A 25,640-nucleotide genomic window follows, 5' to 3' on the forward strand; every position below is an offset into this window, starting at 1 on the left:
TTTTTTCGCTGCCAAATGCTAAAATAAATCAGTAAATTTGTGTACTATGGAAACACGCGAAAAGATCATCATCATAGGAGGTGGTTTTGCGGGGCTGCAACTTGCAAAAACATTAAACAACAAAAACAAGAAAGTAATTGTTTTAGACCGGGTAAACCATCATATGTTCCAGCCTCTTTTTTATCAGGTAGCGTGCGGAAGGATCGAGCCTTCCAATATTTCCTTCCCGTTTAGAAAAATCTTTCAGCGTTCCAGAAATACACAGTTTCGCCTTACGGAAGTTAAAGAAATTGATACTGCCAACAATAAAGTCATTACCGATGAGGCAGAATTTAGCTATGATAAACTGGTTATTGCCACCGGCTGTAAAACCAATTTTTTCGGAAATAAAGATCTTGAAGGCAAAGCTTTCGGGATGAAAAATACACAGGAAGCTATCAGTATCAGAAATCATGTGCTGATGACTTTTGAAAAACTGATCCTTGAAAAAAGCCGCAGTGACGACGGAAACTGGAATATAGTTATTGTAGGAAGCGGACCGACAGGCGTGGAACTGGCAGGAGCTTTTGCTGAAATGAAAAAAGAAATTCTTCCGAGAGATTATCCTTATATGAATTTTGATCACCTTCAGATTATATTGGTGAGTTCCACGGAAAAGCCTCTTGCGGTGATGAGTCCCGAAGCGCAGAATAAATCTGAGGAATATCTTAAGGATCTTGGTGTAACATTTCTAAGCCAGGAATATGTTACGGATTATGATGGCGATAAAGTTTATATGAAGAGCGGAAAAACAATTTCTTCCAATAATGTAATATGGGCCGCGGGAGTTACCGGAAATGTTGTGGGTGGCTTTCCACAGGAAAAACTAATCAGAAACAGATATATAACCGACAGGTACAACAAAATAAAGGGCTATGATAATATATTTGCCATAGGTGATATTGCCTATATGGAAACTCCAAAGTATCCGCAAGGGCATCCACAGGTGGCGAACGTAGCGATTAATCAGGCGAAAAATTTAGGTAAAAACCTTTTAAAGAAAAGTAGCGCCGACTGGGAAGAATTTGAATATATTGATAAAGGTTCTCTTGCTACCATTGGAAAGCACAGAGCTGTTGTTGATTTACCTTTTATCAAATTTCAGGGCTTTCTGGCTTGGTATTTCTGGATGTTTTTACATTTAATGTTAATTTTGAGCGTCAGAAATAAGCTTGCCGTATTCTTCAACTGGATGTGGAGCTATTTCAACAAAGACTCTTCCTTACGATTAATAATTTCGCCAAATAAGAAAAACGAAACTTTACAATGAGAATTGATATTATAAGCGTGCTTCCTGAACTCATGGAAAGCCCATTTAAAACTTCTATTTTAAAAAGAGCGATGGATAAAGGACTTGCAGAAGTACATTTTCATCATCTGAGAGAATGGGCAATCAACAAACATCGGCAGATCGACGACGAGCCATATGGTGGTGGTGCAGGAATGGTAATGATGGTAGAGCCTTTGGATAAATGTATTTCCGACTTGAAAGCACAGAGAGAATATGATGAAATTATTTATCTTACACCGGATGGGGTGACCTTAAACCAGAAAATAGCCAATACACTTTCTATTAAACAGAATCTTATTTTCTTATGCGGCCATTACAAAGGCATTGATCAGCGTGTACGGGATCTGCATATTACTAAGGAAATTTCAATAGGGGATTATGTGCTTACGGGTGGTGAACTCGCGGCGTGTGTTCTTGCCGATTCTGTTATCCGCCTACTTCCCGGAGTTCTGAATGATGAACAGAGTGCATTGACAGACAGTTTTCAGGATGATCTTCTTTCGCCGCCGATCTACACGAGACCGGAAGTTTACAAAGGACTGGAAGTTCCAAAAGTTCTTCTGAGCGGAAATTTTGCCAAGATCGAAGAATGGCGACATGAGGAAGCGGTAAGAATTACGAAAGAAAAACGTCCGGATTTACTTTAAAAACCTCCAAATACGAAATTGATTACGGTTTAAGGAATTTATCTTTACTAAAAAGATTTAATTAGGAATAAAATTTGCTATTAATTGTGTTATAGTTTAAAATATTAATTTTTATTTATTAATAGTAGTATTTTATTCTATAATTTTTTATTTTTACATATTATTTTATTTCGAATATTTGCTTATAAAATCCTATTAGGTGAAAATATTTAATGTATTTTAAGTTTTTAATTTAAAATTTTCTCGTAAGTCTATTCATTAGAATCTAAAATTAACGTGAAAATTTTACGAAATAATTAATGATTTATTAAATAAAATAATAAATTTACATCCTGAAGATTAAAATGAAAGTTTTAAGAAGTAGAAAAGCATAATGATGGAGTTGTTGAGCTTTTATAATGTTGAAAATTTATTTCTGCCTGATCCTCCACCCAGACACAAGCTGGATCCTACAAATTCAGGATTGAGGAATTGGGATGAACGGAAATATAAAAACAAGCTCTTCAAAATAGCGAATGTTTTTCAGATGATGAAGGAGGAAAATGAAGTGCTTCCCTTTATTATAGGTCTTTCGGAAGTATCCGGCAGGAAGGTTCTGGAAGATTTGGTAAAGCTGCCACCTTTCAATTCGGAATATGGTATTGTGCATTACAATTCCAGAGACGAAAGAAAAGTTGATGTGGCTTTGCTATATAATAAAAAAAAAGTTGAGGTAGTGGATTCAGAAGCCATTACATTCTTCTTTGAAATTGAAAATAAAAACACAGAATATTACGACACAACAAGAGATGTACTTTATTCAAAACTGAAGTATGAAGAAGAAATTATTCATGTCTTTATCGCTCATCTTCCCTCTAAGCGCGAAAAAGATATCAATAAGCCCAAAAGAATCTTTATACTCAACGAAATCCAAAGACGGATTCTGGATATTGTAAATGATGGCGGAAATGTGATTTTGTGTGGTGATTTCAACGAAAACCCAGATGATGAAAATTTAGAAAAAATTCTCTATGACGATTCGCATGAGAAGGTATTGAGAAACCCTTTCCGGCAATTGTTTTCTACAGGAAATTACTCTACTTTTCATTACAAATCAGGACTGTTGTTTGATCAGATTATATTATCCAAATCTTTTTTTAAAGAAGATAATATACTTTCTTTTCAGCGTGCTGTGATATTCAGACCTGAAAAAATCAGCAGCCGGGACAAAAGATTTGAAGGAAGGCCGTTCCGTACCTATTCAGGAACACGGTATCTGGGTGGTTACAGTGACCATTTTCCGGTTTTTGTGACATTAAGTAAAGTATAAAACAAATGTGAAAACATAAATAAAGTAGAGAATGAAAAATTCAGACAACACAAGTTATCAATTGGATTCAATCGACAAAGAAATTATCTATATGCTGATGGATAATTCCAAAACTTCCCTGGCTCATATTTCCAAAAGCGTCGGCATATCAACAACTGCCGTTCATCAGAGAATAAAAAAACTTGAGCAGGCAGGAGTGATTGAAAATTCAATTTCGTTCCTTAATCCTAAAAAAATTGGATATAAAGTTATTTCATACATTGGCGTATTTCTCGATAAGCCGAGTCATTATCCAGATATGGTAAAGGCGTTGAAAGAAATTAATGAAGTCGTTGAAGCACATTATACCACAGGAAATTATACGATCTTTCTGAAAGTACTCTGTAAAGATAACGATCACCTGATGCAGATTTTAAGTAAACTTCAGAAGCTGAAAGGCGTGACAAGAACAGAAACTTTCATATCTTTGGAACAAGGTATTTACAGACAACTGAAAGTATAAAGATTATGAACATTGCTCAATATTTGGATTCAACCTATCTGAAAACTCCGGAACAATCGGGGATTTCAGCTGAAGAAACTTTACAGAAAGATAAAGATCTCACGCAGGAAGCGATTGATAACGGAATTTTTGCTGTCATGATCCGACCAGATTATGTTTCTGAGATAAAAAAGTATATTCAGGAGAGGAATTCGGATGTTGTGGTAGGAACAGTAATTGGTTTTCATGAAGGTACATCTTCCATAGACGAAAAAATTGCAGAAGCTGAAAAAGCGATTGCCGACGGAGCCGATGAACTGGATTTTGTAATTAATTATACGGCTTATCTGAAAGGAGAATTAAATCTTGTAAAAGATGAGTTTATACGATGTACAAAGCTATGTATGAAGCATCATAAAGTAGCAAAATGGATCATAGAAATTGCAGCTTTAAATGATGAACAAATTGCAGATCTTACCAAGAATATTTCAAATTGGGCCAAAGAAAATTTCTCAGAAAATGAATGGCCTAAAATATTTATAAAATCGTCAACAGGATTCTTTGAAACCAAAGATGGTAAGCCTAATGGAGCTACTTTTGAAGGAATAAAAATTATGCTTGATAATTCCGCAGGGTTACCCGTAAAAGCAGCCGGTGGAGTCAGGACTCCTCAAGATGCTGAAAAAATGATTAATATGGGGGTTAAAAGAATCGGGACCTCTTCAGCATTAGCTCTTATAAAAAATCATCAGTCACCACAAGAAGGATATTAACAATACAAAAAAACCATCAGATTAGGCTGATGGTTTTGTTTTTTTAAGCTTGTTGCGAAGCTAAATATTCGGAGTAGAATTCTTTTGTTTCGTGAATTAATGCGTCCATTTCTTCTAACGTAAAAATTTCTAAAAATTTCTTTCTGAAGTCTTTAAAATGGGGAACTCCTCGGAAATAGTTGCTGTAGTGCTGTCTCATTTCAACTAATCCTAACCTTTCACCTTTCCATTCTGCACTCCATTCTGCGTGCTGGCGAACCGCTAATAATCGGTCTTCGATGGTTGGTGCAGGTAAATGCTCACCGGTTTTAAAGAAATGTTTGATTTCATTAAATATCCACGGATATCCGATGGCTGCGCGGCCAATCATGATACCGTCGCAGGCATATTTCTGCTTGTATTCCAAAGCTTTTTCAGGAGAATCTATATCGCCGTTTCCAAAGATCGGAATCTCAATATTAGGATTTTGTTTAATTCGTGAAATATGTTCCCAGTCAGCTTCCCCTTTGTACATCTGTGCGCGCGTTCTCGCATGAATCGTTAATGCTTTAATCCCCGTTTCCTGCAAACGTTCAGCTACTTCATCGATATTGATGGAAGTACTGTCCCAACCCAAACGTGTTTTAACAGTTACAGGTAAGCTGGTTGAACTTACTACAGCTTTTGTAAGTCGAACCATTAAATCAATATCTTTTAAAACTCCGGCTCCGGCACCTTTACAAACTACTTTTTTTACGGGACATCCGAAATTGATATCTACCAGATCAGGATTTACGGTTTCTACAATTCTGGCAGACATGGCCATCGCTTCCTCATCACCTCCAAAAATCTGAATTCCGACAGGTCTTTCATAATCAAAAATATCCAGCTTTTTTCTGCTCTTGATGGCATCACGAATCAACCCTTCCGAAGAGATAAACTCAGAATACATTAAGTCTGCGCCATGCATTTTGCATAACCTCCTGAAAGGCGGATCGCTTACATCCTCCATCGGTGCCAATAAAAGCGGAAATTCCGGCAGTTCTATGTTGCCAATTTTTATCATGGTGCAAATTTACAAAATTCCAATCACTTGAAAATATGATAATATCTATGAGTTTAAATGATGGTAAATCATATGTAAAATATCAACACTTAAACTTAAAAACTCGCCTTCACCTGCATACTTCCTATATGGATTGTTCGGTCACCTGAGTTTCTTCCTTCGTAGTTTAGATTTAATTGAAGAAAAGAATTGATCGCCTGTTGAATAAAGACACTCCAAACCTGATTTTTACCTGGTTTAAGTCCGTCCAGCATTTGATTTCCTACGATGCTGAAATTATTTCCTGTAAAATTATTGTTGATAAATGAAAAGTTTCCTCTGATGGAAGTTTTCCGGCGTTCCCACTGAATCGTTCCTGTAATATCAAAAGCTTTCAGGAGTTCTTCACCATCTACTCTGTCTTTTTGACGGAAAGCTGAGGAGAGTTCGGCCTGTATCGCATCAGTAAATTTGTAGGTTGCTTTTGGCTTTGTCTCAAAATTATTCAGACGGTAATCTCTTGTGGTGAACAGTTGTGAAGAGTTTCGAATATCATGCACAGAATTTTCCCAGTCTATCCTGAATTCTTTATTAAACCAATATCCGATATTTAAAAAGTGCGAAATCTGTTCCCGTTCTTCGTTGCTGAAATTGGCATTGATGAGGTTATCATTGGATATAAACCTGTAATTTCCGTTCCAACCGGATTTTTCAGTCGGGCTAAACTGTGCCGATGCAAGAATGTTCTGGTTTTTGAGAATCTGGTCATCATTCTTTTCAAATGGGTTGATAACTAAAACTTTATCTTTTTTATAGAATGAATTCTGGGAATTTAATGAAATATTAAAATTCCAGCGTTTCAGAAATTTATTTTCAGAATTAAATACTATGGAAGGATTTACAAACAATGCCAGCTGAATTTTATTTTTATTGGAAGGGATGTATCTTACCGAATTGGTATAAATCCTGATATATTGAGCCAGATCCGAATATTCTGCAATTTCAAACTCGTCGAGCTGCTGGATGCCGTCGCCATTATAATCTGTCCATTTGTAAATACCCTGGCCATCCGTTACTTTTATATATTGAAATTCCCGCTGGGCTTCCTGTCCGTTTCCTAGTTCATAGAAAGCCTGAAGACGCATTCCGTTTCTGAAAAGCTGCTGGTTGTAAAGGATGTTTCCGACTACAAAATCATTGTTTCTGGAAGCGTCGACATCCTGATTCTGGTAAAAAAATTTACGGTAGTGGAGGAGTGCGTTCAATGTTGTTTTTTCAGTCTTAATGATCTGACTTTCTGCCATGAAACCTAAGATGTTATTCATGCTCTGAAGCCTGTTGTCGCGAACAGAGTCATTATCTCTCATATAAACTTTAGTGAGTAATTTCGTTCTGGTGCTGTCTCCAATTTTTTTCTGAACAAAAATTTCTCTCCAGCTGAAGCTCGTAACATCCATCAGTTGGGTATCATTGTATTTTTTCTCGTTATGCTCCATGCTTCCGCCAATTGCCCAGCTGCCTTTCTTGCCGGTGTATTCTGTTGAAGCTCCTCCTCTGATAAATTTTGTATCCTGAAGAATGGCGTTTGTATTCAGATATGAAAAATTCCCTTTAGTAAAGAATTTCCCACTGATCCAGCCGAAATCGAGATCATTTTTAATTCCTTTATAAGAATCTTGCTCGTCGAGATAATTGATTCTGTAATTTAAAGTTGATTTATTATTCCATTTATTTAAAAAGCTGAAAATGAATCTGTTTTGGGTTCTTCCGCTGAATTCCTGGGCAAGGTTGAAATCTCTGGAGAATTCTACGTCGTTGATCCTGTCTAAAATATGAAACTGTTTATCGATGTACTGATATTCGAAGTTGGGGGTTCCTTTCCATTTGTTTTTAGTGAAAGTTTTATTTCCGAAAATTCGCCATGCATATCCGATATTTTGGTTAGAATCTTTAGACGAAAATAAATTGACATCGTAGTTGCTTAAAGAAATATCGGCACCTATTTTTCCGTCTTTTAATGCATATTCGGAATTTAATGAATACACCTGCGATTTTTCAGGGGAAGGAAGCTTTCTTACTGCTCGGTAATCTCCCATATTTGGACCTGCATATTCAAAAACACGACCGTTATTCGTGGTCTGTGTAACTTTATAATCTCCGAGATTTGCCCCAAAATAGGTAAAGGAAACAGTGTACAAAGTCTGTGTGGCATCCGTAGAAAACTGATAATAATTCCCGCCCGGATCCTGCACAATTCGATAAAGGATTTTATTGACATCATATTCTGTCACAACACCGGAAGGTGCGTACATCAGGTTGGGGTCGTTTCCTGCATCTGCCAGAATTTGCTGATCTTCAGGGGAAAGATTTAAAGCTAGCGGTGCATTTTTATTGTCATTTTCCATAAACCAGTTGAGTCCGAGCTTTAATTTTTCTCTTTTATGCTCAACTTTTCCGGTGAATAAATATCTTGAATAATTCCTGTTCGTATAATTGTAGGAAATGGTAATGAAATTCTGCTGGAAAATAGGCCTGAAACTGGTAAATGTAACTTCTCCGGTATTGTAATTAATAATATAATCTTGGTTTTCACCGCGTTTCATCAAAATACCGTCGATGAAAACCTGCTCCGATCCCGAGATTAATGTAATAAACTGTTCTCCGTTTTTTCCTGTAAGACGATAAGGTCCCTGGTTTCCCTCAACACCCTGAAAACGGATTCTGTGGAATTCACTTCGCGCAACTCCCATGGATACATCGACAAATGTTTTATTGTCTTTCCCGAATTCCGTCTGGAATTCAAGCCCCATGCTTCGTCTTTGATATTTAGCAAAATAATTTTTGGCTTCAACAAGATCGAGATGTCCTGCTCTTAATATAGATTTATCTTTGATATTAAGCTGCATATAGATTTTATCAAATTCCTCAAGGGTTTGTGTATATCCGTCTGCCTGAATAGGTAAATTATGATCTGAAATACTGGCGAGAATCGTTACATCTTTTGAGAGTCTTCCTGAAATCTGCAAATCCATAGAACTTTGTACCGACTGTCCCTGATTATTACCAAAGGTAATCCCTCGTATAATGGAACCTTTGGAGTTAAGTTCACCTAAAAATCTTTTTTTATCGTTTTTGGCAAGAACGCCTTCATCTACTATGATTCTGTTATTGGTCTTGACAAAATCCATGGTATCTTTTGCGAAAATATCCTGCTCAAATTTAGCGGCGAGTATGCTGTCTTGCCTGATGCTGTCCTGTATCAGACTGTCTTGAGGCAGATTCGGATTTTTCCACGTGAATATCTGAGCATTTCCTAAGAAGATGCCCATAAAGAATAACACGAATATCAGAATATAATTCCGCAAGCTTTTAAAAATAATTCGTAAAAATACTTAAAAATTGTTTATGGAAAGGGTTTTAGGATTATTAACAAAAAATTAACCCGATTATTGTATCGGAAAGAAAAAATGGCGTAATTTTGGGCTGTAAATTATTAATAATTAAATTTTTAAAATCATGAAAAAAATTTACTCATTTATTGGGTTGGCAATGGTTGCAAACATGGCATTTGCACAAAATTTAGTTTCTAACCCTTCTTTTGATAATGGATTGACAGGTTGGACGGCTGGCCCTTCAGGTAGTTATCAGTCACCAACTTTAGTTGCTGGAGATGGATCTAATGGGGCGAATTCAGCTCAATACCAAAATGCTAGTGCTACAACAGGTTTCTATCAGGAAGTTCCTGTAACAGCAGGCCAGACATATACAATATCATTCTGGTATAAAGCTACAGGAGATGGTACCGACGCGAGAATCTGGTCTGTTTATAAAGATGCAACATCAAATATAATTTATCAGCAAGGAACATCAAGTGCTGTAGGTACCGACCCGTTAAGAGGACCTGAAAATGGATATTTGCCAACAGCTTCAGCGTGGACGTTATTTACAACAACTGTAACAGCACCAGCAAATGTTGTATTGCTTCAACTTGCGGTAAGAGCTTATAATAACTCTACTGTGGCTGCTTTTGATGACTTTTCTGTAATATCTTCTACAGTTTTAGCAGCTGGAGAAGTTGCTCCTTCAAAATATAGATTAGTGAAGAATACTTTTGTTAAAAATGACGGAATTTCTTTTGGAGCTCAATCAAAAGATGTGAAAATTTTTAATATGTACGGACAAGTGGTAAAAACTGCTTCTGTAAAAGAAAATGAAGTATTAAATGTTGCTGAATTACAAAAAGGTAATTATATCGTAACAGGTACTGTAAATAATCAGCCGGTTTCACAAAAGATTTTGAAAGACTAATATCTTATACAATATACATAAGAGGCTGTTTCAAAAATGAAGCAGCTTTTTTTGTGATCGTAAAAAAAGAAAGCTTGACTACTTTTTAAGTGATCCTTTTTTTTGCTCAATAAATACCATATTTATAAATTTTTCATAAAAATTGTGGTATATGATTGAATATTTGGCATTTATTTTGATGATTTGTATTTACAATATAAATCACTTGATTATGAAAAAAGCATTTACTTTTATCGGGCTTATCTCGATGATGGCGTTTTCTAATGCCCAGATTGTAATTAATGAAGTTTATACAGGAGGAGGCCTTCTAGGCGCGACCTTAACGAATGACTTCATAGAGTTGAAAAACATTGGTAATACAACAGCAAGTCTCACAGGAGCAACCATCCAGTATGGTTCTGCTACCGGAGCATTCACCCAATATCACAATTTACCGACCATTAGTTTGCTCCCGGGACAGACCTATCTGATCCAGGAAGGAGGTGATGGCGGTGGGCTTATTAACCTTGTAAACCCGAATCTTGTGGTAAATGTTGTTTTGAATTTCGATGGATCCGGTCCGATAGTAGGAGCGGGACTAGGAATCGGACTTACTTCAGGTAAAGTTGCTCTTGCCAGCAACGCCACTCAGGTAACTGGTCCTACCGCGGCTAATGTTTTAGATTTTGTAGGATATGGCTTAGCTAATCAATATGAAGGGGCGGGTGCCGCTCCATCTCCAACAATTCTTAATTCCATTACCAGAATTTCAGGAGATACCAATAATAACAATGTCGATTTCACGATTGCTTTACCTTCTCCATTGGCAGGTAGTTTAGCCGTGAGTGATATATCTGATAATGCAATTCGTTCTAATTTCATCAAAAATACTTTTGTAAAGTCTGATGAAATTGTTTTTGGTTCAGATGTAAAAGATGTAAAAGTTTATAACATGTCGGGTCAGGTTGTGAAAACTGCCTCTGTAAGAGAAAACGAAACATTGAATGTTGCTGATTTACAAAAAGGAAACTACATCGTAACAGGTATGGTAAATAACCAGCCGGTTTCGCAAAAGATTCTTAAAGATTAATTTTTTCTAAAATATAATAATAAAAATGTCTTGGGTTAAAACGATCCAGGGCATTTTTACTTTTAATACCAGCCTCTTCTTGCGGCATTAATAATTGAATTCAAATTAAGAATCAGCGTGTATCTGATACGTTTTGCGTAATCCTTAAACGAAGGCTCAAAACCTAAGGAAGATTGCACCGGAAAATAGATTTCAAGAAAATCGGGAATCAACCGTACTTTAACGCCGGTATCCCATATAAATTTAGTTGGAAGATTTTTGTTATCATAAATTCCGGCATCTGCATAGACATGGAAAATTTTCCAGACACTGGTGTCTACATTCAAAGAAGTGAGCCACTTATTGACGCTTCCGGGGATAAAGGATTTAAAACCTCCGTCAGCCAGAATAAACTGCTGAGAAAGAATTCCTCCGGTAGCACTTTGTCCGAGAAGGTTGTAGGAGAAAGAGTAATCCGAAACGCGGGAAATCCCGTAGTTAAAGGTATTATTCCGCGTATTGTTTTTCACAAAATACCCCGCAAACAAACGTACACTCAGTTTTTGTCTTGGTGCAAACTCCCAACGGTAAAATGCTTCTGCCGTTACTTTTTGGAAATCTTCCATCCACTGTGTACTCACCCCGAGACTCTTTTCATGAATGCTCTGGCTGTCATTATACCCGTATCCGATACTCCAGAGATTATATTTATCATAATCTTTATTGGCAATCATGAGAGGGCTTAGATCCCGTTCAAAATAATTATAAGAAATTCCGAGACTTCTCCCTACGGTACTTCTAGGGTTTTTTCTGAAATTGATATTTGAATAGACAGAACTCTTGCGATATGCCAGATCATAATCATAATGAAAATAAGATCCGGAAACTCCGAAAGTTATGCTTCTAAAGATGCTTTCTGCAGGAAGAAAAGAGTAGGCGACCGCTCCCGAACCGGTAAGTTTTCCCGTTCCTGTACTGTATGTTGGTGTAAAAGAATATAAAAATTTACGATCAAAAAAAGACTGATTTTTAAAATTAAATCCGATCAGAAATTTATCATAAGTATTATTGAAACGGATTTTCGGACTTACGTAAATTTCGTTAAACTCGGGATTCGGTATATCTTTGATTAGTTTCAACTTGATCTTTCTCATATTGGAAAAAAAGCCTTTCGCATACAAAAAATTATCCCTGTAATTGGCTTCCGGAAAAATATATTCGTCATTCAGTGTGATCTTGTGGGTGTTAAGATCCGGAATTGTAACGGTTGTATTTTTTTTATTTTCCTCCGTTTCTACCCAATATTCGTTCTTATTTCCTTCTTCCGATTCGGTTTCAAGTTTTACCGGAATGTTAGAAGAGGTATTTTTCTGAATTTTTACCGTAATAGAATCTCCTTCTTTCTTAAATCTTTTAAGCTTAAAATTAACCCTGTTTTTGTGCTGCAAAAACTCCGATAAGTATGCTGTTCTTTTATCTTTCTCGGCAAGTTCTTTTATAAAATCATTCGGATTGATTTCATGGTCTCTGTTTTTTGCAATGAAATTCTGAACCAAATTATCAAAATTTTCATAGCCCATTTTATCAGCTGAATAACTAAATAATGTTCCTGTTTCAAAACTGCTGATAGCCATGTCGTTGAAGTTGCTCAGAACGGCATATTTTTCAGCGATTTTCTGATCAAGATTCTGAGACATGATATATTGATAGGTAAGTCCATACCGCTCAATCAGTTTTACTTCGGAAGCATGAAATAGTTTTAAAGGTTTTACCCCAAAAAGTTTTGTTTCGGGTAATGTGCCCAATAATTTTGTGTCTGAATAAAAATCTTTTAAATATTGAATTTCCAGATAAGATTTTAATCCATTTTTAAACCAGTGATAATTCTGTTTGTCTGTGATGATACTTTCATCCAAGACTTTTTTTGCAACAATTCCGAAGTAATCCAGGTCTGTTTTTTGTGCTTCATTAAATAATTGAAACCTGAACTTCCAGAACGTGATATCATTATTTCCGAAAAAATCTTCCTTTGTCCTGAATTTATCAGAAATGAAAATTCTTTCAGGAATAGTGCCGATTCTGTTTTTGATAAATTTTAAATGTAGTGGAAGATAGAATTCCAGATTCTGCTTCTCTTCAGGTTTGATATTATACCCGAATTTTATTTCCGTATGAATGTCATCGGTGTTGATATTAATCGTTGGATAGTCATTCTGAGAAATGACAAATTCAGGATCCGAGTCAAGATATCCTTTAAAGGAATTCATCTGGAACTGCTGAAGATTACTTTCAATAAAAGAATTGACGGGAACATCAAAATTCACCGTCCAGTAGGTATTGAAACTTACCGATTCTTCGATATCATGATAGTTTCTTTTGGAAATATTGTCCGGATCAAAGCGATCCGGAACAATAAAAAAATATTTCAGAGCTACATTATCACCGGAAGTTCCGTATCCTGTAAATTTTTTATCAGGAAGCTGAATTTCGTACTGTAACTGTAATTTTATCTGCTCTCCCGGCTTTAAGACTTCTTTCAACGGCAGGAAAAAATTCTCGTCGGAAATATTAGTCACCGGAATTTCCTGATCAGAATTTTTAATTCGTAAATTCAGTAATTTTCCGAGTTCATTCTTTTTGGCAAAATGCAGATCTGTATTTCGGTCTTCAAGTTTCCGGTACACAAGCGATGTTCCTCTTTTGTTGTAAGCGGAAACCCAGTTTAGAAGCTTTACTGTGTTAAGATTATGAGCAGAATTGTTGTAATAAACCAATTCCTGGTTAATACTCAGTCTCCTCTTGTCAGAAGAAAGTTTAGCTTCAATATAAATGCTGTCTTTCTGTGCAGAAACTTCTGCAACACCCAAAAACAAAGCAAGACCAATACAAATATTTCTCAATTAACTGTGATAAAGTTCAAATATAACGTATTTTGCAGAAAGTAGTTTAAATTTTAAATTAACTTTGAGTTAGTTTTTTTTAAGGGAATCTAAATAAGCCTTCCATCCTTCATTTTTATACGTAATTGCAGCTTCTGCAGGATTTTCAGATTTATAAATTCCTCTTCCGACAATAATAAAATCTGTGTGAAGAGTTTTAAATACATGTTCAGGTGTGTTATACTGCTGACCTTTTCCGTCCCCTGAATCTGCAAGATTAACGCCCGGAGTAAACAACAGCATTTCTTCCGGAAGCGGGTTTTGGGAAACCCCTCCAATGACATTTGGATGGGATGCAGCTACTTTCAGGGCTTCTTCTCTGTAAGCACTTGTTGTTAAAGCGCCTTTCGAAGACATTCCGATAATTGCTACGACACCTACATTTTTAAAGCAGTCTAAAGATTCAAACCCTCCGATAACCTGAGATGTTACGAAATCTGCCCAGGCTGTAATTTTGAAAACCCCACTCGTAAACTGAAGTTCCTGAGTATTTCCGATGTCTGCAAATTTGCGATCTTCCATGAGAAGGAAATTGTGCTTTTCAGCCAAATCTCTTAATGGAGTAATCGTTTTTTCGTATTCAAAATCAGAAATAATATCAATATGTGTTTTTAAAGCAATCACGTGCGGGCCAACTTTTTCAGCAAGATCCAGTAATTCCTGAGTGGTTGTTACATCCGCAGAAGCAATTAAATTAGATTGTTTTGCCAATGCTGTTTCCAATAGTTTTTTAGAAACGGAATGCTGTGCGTTATTGAGCTTTTGCTCGTATGATGCTCTTGTTTTTTCCTCAAACTGAATATGATTTCCTTTCAGAAAATCCTGAATTCTTTTCACTTCATCATCAGAAAGTTCTCCATTTTCCTGAAGAATCGAACAAACTTCTGAAATGTTGAAAAGCGTGTGGACTCTGTATCCTTTGCTTTCCAGAAGTTCTTTCCCGCCCTGTTCTCTGTCAAGAACAACAACAATATCGGCTACTTTGATGTCTTCCTGTTCAACTTCCGCAATTGTTTCGATGAGTGATTTTCCTGAGGTGATTACGTCTTCTACCAAAAGGCAGTTTTGTCCTTTCTGGTAAATTCCTTCAATCAGTTTTTTTGTGCCATAGTTTTTGGCTTCCTTTCTTTTTATAATTAATGGAATATAGCTTTCCAGAGACATTGCTGTGGCCATCGGAAGGGCTGCGTAAGGAACTCCGCAGATCAGATCAAAATTATCTAAAGGAAGCATTTCCAATAAATAATTAGCTAAGTTTTTTAAAATTTTCGGATCTGAAGCTAAAGGTCTTAAGTCTACATAAAAAGGACTTTCGATGCCACTTTTTAATGTAAATCTTCCAAATTTGATGATGCCCAGTTTATAGCACTCTAAAAAGAATTCTTTTTTACTTTCCATTATTTTTTATTAGATGTTGCAAATTTAATGAAATGATATTGAAAGTCAATTGTGAATTTTACTTCGTAAGTCAATTGTAAATTTTTTAAAATAATAACTTATTCATCATCCACAAAAAAACATCCTTTTGGGATGTTTTGATTATTTTATGATTTCGGCATCGATTATTTTCGTACCGCTATTGTTATATTTTCGGTCTGCTTCCCAAAGCAGGAATTTATCCACTTCTTTAATGAGTTTTGGAATCGTAAGTGACAAGACTGCCAGATCGTCCAAAACGCCGATTACGGGAACTGCTACTTCAGGAACAAGATCAATCGGTGAAATAATGTATAAAACTCCCAAAAGTGGCAGGATAATATCGATAGATCGCATCGGGTATTCTCCTTTTCTCCACATTCTTATCATTCTGAAAATATCAGGTATTTTTCTGATAAAACCTTTATGATTTATGGCTTCCTTAGCCAGACTTAATTTTGAATATTTCATTTTGTGCTTGATTTTAATAATTTTTACAACGGTACTTAATTCGCAAATTCTATACCAACGGAATCTTATGGAACGTTAAAATTATTTGATGATATTATCGATAAACTGATGTACCGATTCTGTATTCCAGTCTCTTGAAGCATCTTCTTTAATGATGATTCTCCCGTTTTTGTCAAGTAGATAAGTGGTTGGGAACACTTTCGGAAGGATTTTCTCTGAGATCGGGCTTTGCGCAATATAAACGGGAACGTTGTAATTATTTTCTTTTAAAAATTTTCTTACGGCATCTTCCTGATCGTTCATTGCGATCAGAACAAAATCAACATGATCTTTCCGGGTGTCATACAGCTTCTGGATTGAAGGCCATTCTTTTCTGCACGGCGGACACCAGGTTCCCCAGAAGTTTAGGAATACAGCCTTGTCTTTAAATGCTTTCAGGTTTGTACTCGGAACATTGATTCCCTGAAGGTCGATGTCATAATCTTCATCACTTACGTGAACTGCATTCTCAATTGTTGCGACAGGAAAAAATGTATCCTGAAGTTTTTCTTTCACTCCCGGAACAAAGGCAATTACTCCGATAATGACGATTAATATGAGATAGATGAGATTTTTTTTCATTTTATTAAATTATTAACTACAGCAATTCTAAAATTTCCTGAACGGCATCTTTTCCTCTGTTTTTTGCATAATAAATCTGCAAATCGTTGTAAAACATATCCTTTGTATAAGTTTCCGGATCGGCTTTATATTTCGCCAGTAATTCTTTTCCATATTTAGGGCGTGGACCCCATGAATTTTTTACCTTAAAATTGTTATCAAGAATAATCACTTTAGGAATCGATTCTGTTCCGTTTGTAAGGAATTGATTGATTAAGCTTTTGTCGCTGTCTCTCAGGAAAATTCTCACTTTATTTCTGCCTTCAAAAAATTTCACCAAAGCAGGAACGGTAGCGCTTGCGTCACCACACCATACTTCCGAGATAATCAGGATTTTTCCGTCGAAGTTTTTCTTTTCGAGTTCTTTCAGCTGATTTTCATCCGGGACATATTTCTTTAATGTGCGGTCAATTCTCTGAATTCCCAGTTCGTAATATTGTTTATAGTCGATTTCCTGTTGTGAAGCAGGATTTGCTAATCTTTGTTTGCCAATTTCAAGGTATTCCTCGAAAGAGATTGCTTTTTCCCAGTAATTTTTCATTACTAAAAATATTTATGTTAAAAATTATTGATATTTCTTGTTTTGTTGATCAGAAACAAATCTGCCAGAACAAAAGCTGCGAGACTTTCTACTACAGGAACTGCTCTCGGAAGAACGCACGGATCATGGCGCCCTTTTCCTTCCACGATCACAGGATTTCCTTCTTTGTCAACACTTTCCTGAGGTCTTAAAATGGTGGCAACAGGCTTAAAAGCGACTCTGAAGTAAATATCCATTCCGTTGGAAATTCCACCCTGAATTCCCCCTGAGAGATTAGATTTTGTGGAAAAATCTTCGTTGAAAAGATCATTATGTTCTTTCCCTGTCATTTTAGCACCGCAGAATCCGCTTCCATATTCAAAACCTTTTGCAGCATTAATATTCAACATTGCTTTCCCTAATTCTGCCTGTAGTTTTGAGAAAACCGGCTCACCAATTCCCACCGGAACATTTTTAATGACGCACGTAATCGTTCCGCCGATGGTATTTCCTTCTTTTTTGATTTCTTTGATCCTCTCGATCATTTTCTCCGCAGTTTCCGCATCAGGACATCTCACTTCATTGCTTTCTGTTTTTGAAAAATCAAGAGCCTGATAAGGTTTTTCACAGAAAATTTCGCCTACAGAAGAAACGTATGCATTAATTTCAATATCTGCTAAAAGTTGTTTTGCCAATGCTCCGGCCACAACCCAGTTTATGGTTTCCCTCGCTGAAGATTTTCCGCCCCCGCGATAATCTCTGATTCCGTATTTCTGATCGTACGTAAAATCTGCATGGCTCGGACGGTAAGACGTTGCAATGTGGTTATAATCTTTCGATTTCTGATTTTCATTTTCGATGATAAAACCAATGGGCGTTCCGGTAGTTTTTCCTTCAAAAATACCTGAAAGAAATTTTACCGTATCACTCTCTTTCCTTTGGGTTACAATGGCAGACTGTCCCGGTTTTCTACGATCAAGTTCATATTGTATTTTATCGAAATCAACCGTTAAACCTGCCGGAAAATTATTAATGATTCCACCATAAGCCAGACCGTGGCTTTCTCCAAATGTTGTAAGGCTGAGAAGATTACCTAGAGTATTTAACATACTACAAATTTACAGCTTTTTATTCAGATATAGAATGCTGTCTATTTGTTCTGTTGATATGACTTTTTGATAGAAATTATAACGTTCTCTGCTTCCATTTTTTCTTTTAAATTTAATTTTTTCCAGATGAAACCTTTTCTCATATCTTTTTTATCTTGCATCTGCGGAAAGATTCCTGCTTTTACATCATCAAAAATATAGCTTTCTGAGATAGCAGGAAGTTTAGTGCTGAAATTGTAAGGATATCTTTCGGAAATGTGAAATGATAAATTTCCGACTTTATAAGAATTAAATGTCAGGTCACTATAAGTAGAAGGCTTGTAAAGCTGTGCTGTTTCCATTTTTCCCATAAAGTTTCCGAGTCTGAAACTTGGTAGATAATTTTGAGCAAGGGATGGAACCGTTAGAAATATCACAATCATTGAACTTAATACTGAGAATGTTATTATTGATCTTCTTTGATTAAAGAAACCAGTAAAAAGGACGAAAAAAATAACAAAAAACACATCAATGAAAAACCGATATTGCGCCGAAAATAGAATAACCAGAATACTTTTTATCAATATCGAAATACATATCAGGCTGATAATTCTGTTCTTTTTAATGAAACTAAAAATAATAAAGACAATTAGGCTTACAACAAAGAAAATGTTTATTGCCGATTTTATTCCGTGTAAAAACAGCCAGTTGTGAATGTAATCCATAAAAGAAAATTTTTCAATTTCCTGATAAGTGTACTGCATATCATATGTTTTCTGAATGGCAAAGTGGGAAGAGGTCTCTAGAATTTTATCATTCGGCTTCCAGCTTACGCCTATATCTCCTATGGAAATCGGAAAAACAGGGTAGCCAAAAGTCCAGATGTTTTTAGTGAAAAATAATATAATGACCAGAACGCCGGGAAAAAGTATTTTAGAAGGAGATTTGACAATCAGAAATGAATAAAGGAAACTTAATATCGGCAGCCATATCATCGTAGGTTTTATAGCAAAAACAAACACAGAAAATACAAATAATTGAGCGGTTGATCTGTTTCCTTTTAAAATTTCATTCAGAATAATGACAGAAAATACGATGACCGATAAATCGGGGCTGGGAGACTGGGAAAATAGCATTAAAATGGGAATGAAGCATAACTGAATCCAGCTTTTCTTCTCAATAATATATAAAGTATAAATAATGAGTAATACCGAATTGATTCTCAGAAAAGGATCAGAAAAATTGGAAAACCCGGCCTGAAAGATATGCCATATCGACATTTGTCCCAATGTGAGATCAAGATTTGAAATTCCCTTTACCATTCCAAATTCTGTAAGCCATTTTATAGTAGGAACGTAATATCCGAAATGATCTAAAATAAACGGATAAAAAGATCCGCAAAATATAATGATGAGTGAAATGAATGCGATTAATATGAAGTCTTTTTTGGAGAAGCAACTAAATTCTTTGTAAATTTTATCATGAAAGAAAAAGAATAATCCGATTAAGATTGTCGCAATCTCTACATGTGAATTTAAAGGAATAAAAAATGACAAACCTGTCCATAGTACGCTGATGGTAAAAATCCCGGATAATGACTTACCCGAAACGCCAATTAAAAATTTATCTAAAACATATTCACTAGCTTTTCCCCAGCCCATAAGAACAGGAATGAGTAAAATACTGGAGAGGAGAATTAAAAACATAAAAAAAGATTGCTTAAAAATAAACAATCTTTTCTTATAAATTATGGTGAAATAAATTAATTACGTGGTTGTACTCGTCCGCTTTTTCTATCTTGTGCTCTACCTAAGGTATAACCTGTAGCACCACCGATAACACCACCAATTGCCGCACCGGCACCCGGACTTTTCTTATTAACGATCGCCCCTAATGCAGCACCTCCTACGGCACCAATAATAGTACCTTTAGCGGCTTCACTCATTCCTTTTTTCTGAGTTGTACCTTGTGATGCACTGCTTCCATTGTTGGCATAGTTTCCGCTGCTTGAGCTTGAACTGGGTCTGTCTCTGTAAACAGTATGAGTCTCCCGAATTACCTGAGGTCTGGAATTGGCAGCCGCGGTTTTAGCTTTCTCAATATCAGCAATGCTGTCTGCTTTTTTCTGGGCTTCATATGCCATTTTCTCTTTCTCAATGGCTAATTTTTGTTTTTCAATTTCAAGTTGCCTCATCTGGAATTCCATCTTTTCTTGTTCCAGAGATTTTTCGGCTATCTGATCTTCTTTTTTACAGGCGGTCAATACAAATACTGACAATAGACCTGTCAACACTATATTTTTCATAATTCAAATTTTAATAGGTATCAAAACTAAGCTTGACGGTAAGGTGTTTTCAATTATGAAGCCAAAATCCGGTTAAATAATGTTAAAATTTTAAAAATCTGATATAAACTTCATTGCAACTAATCCGAAAAGCCTTTCAATAAAGCTTTCGGAAATGTAATTTTTAATTAATTTTCTCTTATTGTTGAATTAATATAAATTAGTTAAATTTGTAGAAACCAAATTACATTTTATGAAATCTACAATTTTTAAGATGCTGATGCTTTCAGGATCAATCGCAGTTCTTGCAGGGTGTTCATCCAATGATGATATGATTACGTCTGAACCAAAAAATCTTACAGACAAAAAAGAAATTTCTAAATCCAAAGTTTATACGATCCGTTATGGCTTGATGTCTCAGAACGGAACTAAAACTCTTTCCGGTAGCTATGATGTAGGAAGTTTTATCGCCACCAATACTACCACAGGAGAATCTTTTGAGACATACGCGGGAGGAGGTTTTCAATCTTTACCTAAATATTATGAAGGAGTTCCGGCGGGTACTTATACTTTTACTGCTATGCAAGGGCAGGGCGGATGGGTAGGATATGGTTCTGTAACGGGCGTTGTGTCTGACAGCCAGGTGGATAATGACGGTTATATTACGGTGTACATTCCTATTGTGTGGGAGGAATAATCATTTCCTGTTTATAGGGTGTGTGATAAAATAATTTTGAATCTTAAATAATTCACGGCATTATGATCTTGCTCATATTACAATTGATTTGATGTGTCTAATTTTGAATTCATATCAACCTAAAAAAATTATTATATGAAAAAAGTAATGCTATTAATGCTAGGATTAAGCCTTTTCGCTGTCAGCTGCCAAAAGAAGGAAGTGCAGAATGATGCAAATTCTATGAGTGATTCTACTGATGCGGTATCAACGTATCCTGATAATACCGAAACTGCAACATCTATGGATACCACTGCTAGTGTGAGAGATAGTATAATGAATCAATCGGCATCTGGTCAGTCTAACAGAGCGGACGGAAATACACGTACTGACTCAATGAGATAAAAAAACATTTTTTTAGACCCCATATATCCTTTTTAGACTCCTCAGTATTCCTTGAGGAGTTTTTTGGGTTAAAGTTTATTAGTTAATATCTTGGATAAAAAAATATTAAAAATTGCTGTAAAAAATAAAATATGACCAGACTCATAATTTTTTATTTTTCCTATTTAATTTTACAGTAGAATTAAATTAACTGATTCTATAAAATTTTTTTTATCATTTGTGTTTTTTTGTCCCCGCTTGAGGAGCGCTTATTTTTTCCGCTTGATAAAAATATCTTTTTTGCAGATAAATGATCGGTTTTAATCTTGTCAATAATAAAAAATGAAATTAATCGTTTTTGCTTAAAAATAAGCTTTGGTACTTATTTTTGTAAATTCCTTTTTGATATCTGATAGAATTTATATAAAAAACATTTTATTTTATACTATATATTATCAAAAAACGAATTAGATTTGCAATGATTAATATTAAATGATAACTTATGAAGAAAATTTCTACTTTCTTAGTACTTCTTCTGTGTTTGCTTAACCTTGGAGTCATACCTGACATCTATGGGCAGACACCTGCCGGATTACCTTATTCCCAAGACTTTAATACCACAAATGATTTCACACTTCTCAATGGGACTCAGACAAATAAGTGGTTTTACGGTTCTGCAACAGGAAATCCCGCCAATTCACTTTACATTTCAAACAATGCTGCTGCCAATGCGTATAACACAGGCTCGTCAAGCGTCGTGCAGGCCTACAGAGATTTTACAATTCCTGCAGGAACTACAAATGCAACCTTAATGTTTGACTGGAAAGGAGACGGAGAATCTATCTGGGATTATTTAAGAGTATGGATGGTGCCTGCGACTTATACGCCGACCGTCGGAACTCAGATTACTGCCGGTGGTGGAAGGATCCAGATCGGAGCCAACTTTAATCAGCAGACAACATGGCAAAATTATTTTAATGCAGGAGTTAACCTGAGTTCTTTTGCAGGAGGTACTATGCGTCTTGTTTTTGAATGGCGAAATGACGGAAGTGGTGGTACTCAGCCGCCTATTGCTATTGATAATATCAACTTAAGTATTCCTACCTGTAAAGTTCCTCAGAATATTCAGGTAACAAGTGTAGGATCGAATACAGCATCAATAAGCTGGACGGCTCCTTCGCCTGCTCCTGCAGCGGGTTATCAGATTTATATGACAACCACTAACGTTCCTCCTACATCTTCAACGGCACCTACTTATACATCTACAGGAACTTCAGCGACATTGTCTCCGTTGGTGCCAAACACTACTTATTATTTCTGGGTACGTTCTGTTTGTTCAGGAACAGATACCAGCTTTTGGATAGCAGGATCAAGCTTTACAACAACGCAGATCCCGGCAACAATTCCTTATGTGCAGAATTTCTCAACAGGCAACGATCTTCAGCTTTCTAACGGAACTCAGACAAATAAATGGTTGTATGGTTCTGCAACGGGAAATCCTGCCAACTCACTTTATATTTCAAATACGAACGGTACAACGAATGCTTACAGTACAAGTTCAACGAGTGTAGTTCATGCATTCAGGGATATTATTGTGCCTGCAGGAACTACAGATGCAACCTTAATGTTTGACTGGAAAGGAGACGGAGAATCTATCTGGGATTATTTAAGAGTATGGATGGTGCCTGCGACTTATATGCCAACCGTTGGAACTCAGATTACTGCCGGTGGTGGAAGAATCCAGATCGGAGCCAACTTTAATCAGCAGACAACATGGCAAAATTACCTTAATACGGGACTTAACCTGAGTTCTTTTGCAGGAGGTACTATGCGTCTTGTGTTTGAATGGCGAAATGACGGAAGTGGTGGTACTCAGCCGCCTATCGCTATTGATAATATTAATTTAAGTATTCCTACCTGTAAAGTTCCTCAGAATATTCAGGTAACAAGTGTAGGATCGAATACAGCATCAATAAGCTGGACGGCTCCTTCGCCTGCTCCTGCAGCGGGTTATCAGATTTATATGACAACCACTAACGTTCCTCCTACATCTTCAACGGCACCTACTTATACATCTACGGGAACTACGGCGACATTGTCTCCATTGGTGCCAAATACCACTTATTATTTCTGGGTGCGTTCTGTTTGTTCGGGAACAGATACAAGCTTCTGGATAGCAGGGCCAACTTTTACAACGACCCAGATCCCGGCAAACCTTCCTTACATCCAGCAATTTACTTCTGGAAGTGATATGGGTTATACTAACGGAACGCAGGTTAATAAGTGGACTTATGGAAGTGCAACAGGAAATCCTGCCAATTCACTTTATATTTCCAATACCAACGGTACAACTAATGCCTACAGTACCAGTTCGTCGAGTGTAGTTCACGCATACAGAGATATTGCTATTCCTGCTGCAACGACTACAGCGACTTTCTCTTTTGATTGGAAAGCTGCTGGTGAATCAAATTGGGATTATCTGAGAGTTTGGCTGGTACCGGCATCTTTTATGCCTACTTCTGGCACTCAGATTACAGCCGGAACAGGAAGGATTCAAATCGGAGGCAATTATAATCAACAGACTACATGGCAGACTGTTCTTAATCCGACATTGAATATTTCCAGCTTTGCAGGCAGCACAATGCGTCTTGTATTTGAGTGGCGAAATGACGGAAGTGGCGGAACACAACCTCCGGTAGCGATAGATAATATTAATGTACGTGTTTGCAGCAAGACGACTCCAGTTGTGACAGTTGGCACTCCAACACATAATTCAGTGGTTCTAACGTGGCCTCAGGATAACGGGGGAGCAAGCTATATTGTCAATTACAGACCCGTAGGATCAAGTGCTCCTTGGCAGTCAGTAAGTGTTGCGGCTGCACCTTATCCAACGCCTACAAATACAACTACTCTAACCAATCTTTTATCTGCAACTTCATATGAAGTACAGGTTGTTGCGGTTTGTAATGGTAGTGAAGGACTACCTTCAAACAATACATTTACTACGAGATGTGATCCTACTCCTCCAAATGTAACGATCAGTAACATTACAACGAATTCAGCGTTGATTAAATGGTCGCCTTTGGCTTTAAGCTCACACTATTTCATGAGATACAGAATTGTAGGAAGTGGCGCAGGAGGATGGAGTGCAAATATTCCTTTACCGTTAGCGCCTGCCAATACATATAATCTTGGAGGTTTGAACGTCTATACAACTTACGAAGTTCAGATTGCCAATATGTGTGATAATGAAAGTACATTAAATCCATGGTCAAATCCTAAAGTATTTACTACTGAAAGAACTTGTGACATTGCTCCTCCTGGATTAACGATTACTACTATTACTCCAAACTCAGCTGAAGTAACATGGGAACCTTTCCCTGGTGCAACCTATATACTGAGGTACAGAAAAGTGGGTATTCCGAGCTGGACTACAGTGACTTCAAACACGAATACAATTACACTGTCTGGGCTTCTTGAACTTACACAGTACGAAATGCAGGTAGCAAATGTTTGTAGTGGAACTCCGGGTACATATACATTGCCTTACTTGTTTACGACACCAACGGTAGTTTATTGTCAAATGTCTTCTACTTCTTCAAGCTCTGAATATATTTCAAAAGTAACAGTAACACCGAATGGTAAACCTGAAATGATGAATCAGTCGCCGGCATCAAACTATACAGATTATACAGGAGTTAACAATAAATTTATTGAGCTTATTCAGGGATCTTCAGACAATAAGATCACGATTGAGAAAAAACTTTCCGGAAATACAAATGCAGGTGTTGCAGTTTGGATTGATTTCAACAGAAACGGGTACTTTGATATTAATGAAAGAGTCTTTGTTTCAGGACCAAACAATGAGCAGACTGTAAGCGGAACATTCTCCGTACCTACAGACGCATTTATCAGTATGACAGATTTTAAATATGTTGTAATGCGTGTAGCTCTTCAGAAAGATGCAATTCCAGTGAATTGTACCAATTTCCCGACAGGTGAAGTAGAGGATTATACGGTAAGAATTTCAAAACCAATTATTCCAAATCCTGTGAACCAGACGGAAATACTTATCTATCCAAATCCTGTAAAAACAGTGCTGAATGTGAAGAATATTAGCAAAAGAGCTAATTATAAAATCTACAATTCAGCAGGGCAGATCGTATCATCAGGAATTATCCTTAATAATAAGATCGATGTACACAATCTGATTAACGGGGTTTACGTAATTGATATTGATGATGCTCAGGGTACTGCCCAAAAGAAATTCATCAAGGAATAA

The 25,640-nt window shown here is 36.5% G+C and carries 20 protein-coding genes; 10 read left to right on the top strand and 10 right to left on the bottom strand.

Translation table 11 applies throughout. The features are described 5' to 3' along the window. Positions 1–46: 46 nt before the first annotated feature. The 5 genes from BLR30_RS01330 to deoC all read left to right on the top strand — a co-directional run bounded on the left by BLR30_RS01330 (position 47) and on the right by deoC (position 4,540). Positions 47–1,309 carry an NAD(P)/FAD-dependent oxidoreductase gene (locus tag BLR30_RS01330; RefSeq protein ID WP_089853569.1) on the top strand — a complete coding sequence of 421 codons (1,263 nt, stop codon included), beginning with the start codon at positions 47–49 and terminating at the stop codon, positions 1,307–1,309. Next, positions 1,306–1,977 (top strand): tRNA (guanosine(37)-N1)-methyltransferase TrmD, encoded by a 672-nt coding sequence (trmD, locus tag BLR30_RS01335; protein ID WP_089853572.1) that lies wholly within the window; start codon positions 1,306–1,308, stop codon positions 1,975–1,977. The genes BLR30_RS01330 and trmD overlap by 4 nt, the downstream gene beginning before the upstream one ends. A 373-nt stretch (positions 1,978–2,350) precedes the next feature. Further along, complete coding sequence (locus BLR30_RS01340) at positions 2,351–3,286, top strand: endonuclease/exonuclease/phosphatase family protein (RefSeq protein ID WP_228400675.1); 936 nt, start codon at positions 2,351–2,353, stop codon at positions 3,284–3,286. A 31-nt stretch (positions 3,287–3,317) separates the two neighbouring features. After that, positions 3,318–3,788 carry an Lrp/AsnC family transcriptional regulator gene (locus tag BLR30_RS01345; RefSeq protein WP_089853575.1) on the top strand — a complete coding sequence of 157 codons (471 nt, stop codon included), beginning with the start codon at positions 3,318–3,320 and terminating at the stop codon, positions 3,786–3,788. A 2-nt stretch (positions 3,789–3,790) separates the two neighbouring features. Beyond that, positions 3,791–4,540 carry a deoxyribose-phosphate aldolase gene (deoC, locus tag BLR30_RS01350; protein WP_089853578.1) on the top strand — a complete coding sequence of 250 codons (750 nt, stop codon included), beginning with the start codon at positions 3,791–3,793 and terminating at the stop codon, positions 4,538–4,540. A 43-nt stretch (positions 4,541–4,583) separates the two neighbouring features. Here deoC and dusB read toward each other — a convergent pair whose 3' ends face one another. Together dusB and BLR30_RS01360 are read right to left on the bottom strand one after the other, a co-directional pair. Beyond that, positions 4,584–5,585 carry a tRNA dihydrouridine synthase DusB gene (gene dusB, locus BLR30_RS01355; RefSeq protein ID WP_089853581.1) on the bottom strand — a complete coding sequence of 334 codons (1,002 nt, stop codon included), beginning with the start codon at positions 5,583–5,585 and terminating at the stop codon, positions 4,584–4,586. Between the two features lie 95 nt (positions 5,586–5,680). Further along, positions 5,681–8,893, bottom strand: coding sequence for a hypothetical protein (locus tag BLR30_RS01360; protein ID WP_089853584.1), 3,213 nt, complete (start codon positions 8,891–8,893; stop codon positions 5,681–5,683). Positions 8,894–9,080: 187 nt separating this feature from the next. Here BLR30_RS01360 and BLR30_RS01365 point away from each other — a divergent pair, with 187 nt between their 5' ends. Together BLR30_RS01365 and BLR30_RS01370 are read left to right on the top strand one after the other, a co-directional pair. Beyond that, a complete protein-coding gene (locus BLR30_RS01365) occupies positions 9,081–9,872 on the top strand; it encodes a phage head spike fiber domain-containing protein (RefSeq protein WP_089853587.1) in 792 nt (263 codons plus the stop codon). A gap of 211 nt (positions 9,873–10,083) precedes the next feature. Then, positions 10,084–10,941 (top strand): T9SS type A sorting domain-containing protein, encoded by an 858-nt coding sequence (locus BLR30_RS01370; protein ID WP_089854585.1) that lies wholly within the window; start codon positions 10,084–10,086, stop codon positions 10,939–10,941. 62 nt (positions 10,942–11,003) lie between these two features. On the opposite strand, the gene BLR30_RS01375 is transcribed toward BLR30_RS01370, so the two are convergent. From BLR30_RS01375 to BLR30_RS01410, 8 genes are all read right to left on the bottom strand, one after another. Next, positions 11,004–13,820, bottom strand: coding sequence for a gluzincin family metallopeptidase (locus tag BLR30_RS01375; RefSeq protein WP_228400676.1), 2,817 nt, complete (start codon positions 13,818–13,820; stop codon positions 11,004–11,006). Between the two features lie 69 nt (positions 13,821–13,889). After that, positions 13,890–15,257: an orotidine-5'-phosphate decarboxylase gene (pyrF, locus tag BLR30_RS01380; protein WP_089853590.1), complete on the bottom strand. Its 1,368-nt coding sequence runs from the start codon at positions 15,255–15,257 to the stop codon at positions 13,890–13,892. A 141-nt stretch (positions 15,258–15,398) separates the two neighbouring features. Beyond that, complete coding sequence (locus BLR30_RS01385) at positions 15,399–15,746, bottom strand: YkvA family protein (protein ID WP_089853593.1); 348 nt, start codon at positions 15,744–15,746, stop codon at positions 15,399–15,401. Positions 15,747–15,827: 81 nt separating this feature from the next. After that, positions 15,828–16,367 (bottom strand): TlpA family protein disulfide reductase, encoded by a 540-nt coding sequence (locus BLR30_RS01390; protein WP_089853596.1) that lies wholly within the window; start codon positions 16,365–16,367, stop codon positions 15,828–15,830. A gap of 16 nt (positions 16,368–16,383) precedes the next feature. Next, on the bottom strand, positions 16,384–16,947 hold the full coding sequence (locus BLR30_RS01395; protein ID WP_089853599.1) for a thioredoxin family protein: 564 nt from the start codon (positions 16,945–16,947) through the stop codon (positions 16,384–16,386). Positions 16,948–16,964: 17 nt separating this feature from the next. Beyond that, entirely contained in the window at positions 16,965–18,035 is a 1,071-nt protein-coding gene (gene aroC / locus BLR30_RS01400) for a chorismate synthase (protein ID WP_089853601.1), read from the bottom strand. A 41-nt stretch (positions 18,036–18,076) separates the two neighbouring features. Beyond that, a complete protein-coding gene (locus BLR30_RS01405; protein WP_089853603.1) occupies positions 18,077–19,720 on the bottom strand; it encodes an LIC_10190 family membrane protein in 1,644 nt (547 codons plus the stop codon). 56 nt (positions 19,721–19,776) lie between these two features. After that, positions 19,777–20,319 carry a YMGG-like glycine zipper-containing protein gene (locus tag BLR30_RS01410; RefSeq protein ID WP_089853606.1) on the bottom strand — a complete coding sequence of 181 codons (543 nt, stop codon included), beginning with the start codon at positions 20,317–20,319 and terminating at the stop codon, positions 19,777–19,779. 232 nt (positions 20,320–20,551) lie between these two features. Here BLR30_RS01410 and BLR30_RS01415 point away from each other — a divergent pair, with 232 nt between their 5' ends. The 3 genes from BLR30_RS01415 (at position 20,552) to BLR30_RS01425 (ending at position 25,640) form a co-directional block, all read left to right on the top strand. Continuing rightward, on the top strand, positions 20,552–20,995 hold the full coding sequence (locus BLR30_RS01415; protein ID WP_089853609.1) for a hypothetical protein: 444 nt from the start codon (positions 20,552–20,554) through the stop codon (positions 20,993–20,995). A 147-nt stretch (positions 20,996–21,142) separates the two neighbouring features. Next, the gene (locus tag BLR30_RS01420) at positions 21,143–21,379 is read left to right on the top strand and encodes a hypothetical protein (protein ID WP_139164565.1); all 237 of its coding nucleotides are present in this window, start codon (positions 21,143–21,145) and stop codon (positions 21,377–21,379) included. Positions 21,380–21,860: 481 nt separating this feature from the next. Further along, positions 21,861–25,640, top strand: coding sequence for a fibronectin type III domain-containing protein (locus BLR30_RS01425; RefSeq protein ID WP_089853615.1), 3,780 nt, complete (start codon positions 21,861–21,863; stop codon positions 25,638–25,640).

The organism is Chryseobacterium taeanense, assembly GCF_900099685.1.
In the GTDB taxonomy this organism is placed as follows: domain Bacteria; phylum Bacteroidota; class Bacteroidia; order Flavobacteriales; family Weeksellaceae; genus Chryseobacterium; species Chryseobacterium taeanense.

What these genes read in the sequence shown, in the direction of transcription:
- dusB (WP_089853581.1), bottom strand. Translation starts at nt 5,585, where the DNA reads ATGATAAAAATTGGCAACATAGAACTGCCGGAATTTCCGCTTTTATTG.
- pyrF (WP_089853590.1), bottom strand. Translation starts at nt 15,257, where the DNA reads ATGGAAAGTAAAAAAGAATTCTTTTTAGAGTGCTATAAACTGGGCATC.
- BLR30_RS01415 (WP_089853609.1), top strand. Translation starts at nt 20,552, where the DNA reads ATGAAATCTACAATTTTTAAGATGCTGATGCTTTCAGGATCAATCGCA.
- BLR30_RS01420 (WP_139164565.1), top strand. Translation starts at nt 21,143, where the DNA reads ATGCTATTAATGCTAGGATTAAGCCTTTTCGCTGTCAGCTGCCAAAAG.
- BLR30_RS01390 (WP_089853596.1), bottom strand. Translation starts at nt 16,367, where the DNA reads ATGAAAAAAAATCTCATCTATCTCATATTAATCGTCATTATCGGAGTA.
- BLR30_RS01405 (WP_089853603.1), bottom strand. Translation starts at nt 19,720, where the DNA reads ATGTTTTTAATTCTCCTCTCCAGTATTTTACTCATTCCTGTTCTTATG.
- aroC (WP_089853601.1), bottom strand. Translation starts at nt 18,035, where the DNA reads ATGTTAAATACTCTAGGTAATCTTCTCAGCCTTACAACATTTGGAGAA.
- BLR30_RS01385 (WP_089853593.1), bottom strand. Translation starts at nt 15,746, where the DNA reads ATGAAATATTCAAAATTAAGTCTGGCTAAGGAAGCCATAAATCATAAA.
- BLR30_RS01365 (WP_089853587.1), top strand. Translation starts at nt 9,081, where the DNA reads ATGAAAAAAATTTACTCATTTATTGGGTTGGCAATGGTTGCAAACATG.
- BLR30_RS01370 (WP_089854585.1), top strand. Translation starts at nt 10,084, where the DNA reads ATGAAAAAAGCATTTACTTTTATCGGGCTTATCTCGATGATGGCGTTT.
- BLR30_RS01395 (WP_089853599.1), bottom strand. Translation starts at nt 16,947, where the DNA reads ATGAAAAATTACTGGGAAAAAGCAATCTCTTTCGAGGAATACCTTGAA.
- BLR30_RS01360 (WP_089853584.1), bottom strand. Translation starts at nt 8,893, where the DNA reads ATGGGCATCTTCTTAGGAAATGCTCAGATATTCACGTGGAAAAATCCG.
- BLR30_RS01330 (WP_089853569.1), top strand. Translation starts at nt 47, where the DNA reads ATGGAAACACGCGAAAAGATCATCATCATAGGAGGTGGTTTTGCGGGG.
- BLR30_RS01340 (WP_228400675.1), top strand. Translation starts at nt 2,351, where the DNA reads ATGATGGAGTTGTTGAGCTTTTATAATGTTGAAAATTTATTTCTGCCT.
- trmD (WP_089853572.1), top strand. Translation starts at nt 1,306, where the DNA reads ATGAGAATTGATATTATAAGCGTGCTTCCTGAACTCATGGAAAGCCCA.
- BLR30_RS01425 (WP_089853615.1), top strand. Translation starts at nt 21,861, where the DNA reads ATGAAGAAAATTTCTACTTTCTTAGTACTTCTTCTGTGTTTGCTTAAC.
- BLR30_RS01410 (WP_089853606.1), bottom strand. Translation starts at nt 20,319, where the DNA reads ATGAAAAATATAGTGTTGACAGGTCTATTGTCAGTATTTGTATTGACC.
- BLR30_RS01345 (WP_089853575.1), top strand. Translation starts at nt 3,318, where the DNA reads ATGAAAAATTCAGACAACACAAGTTATCAATTGGATTCAATCGACAAA.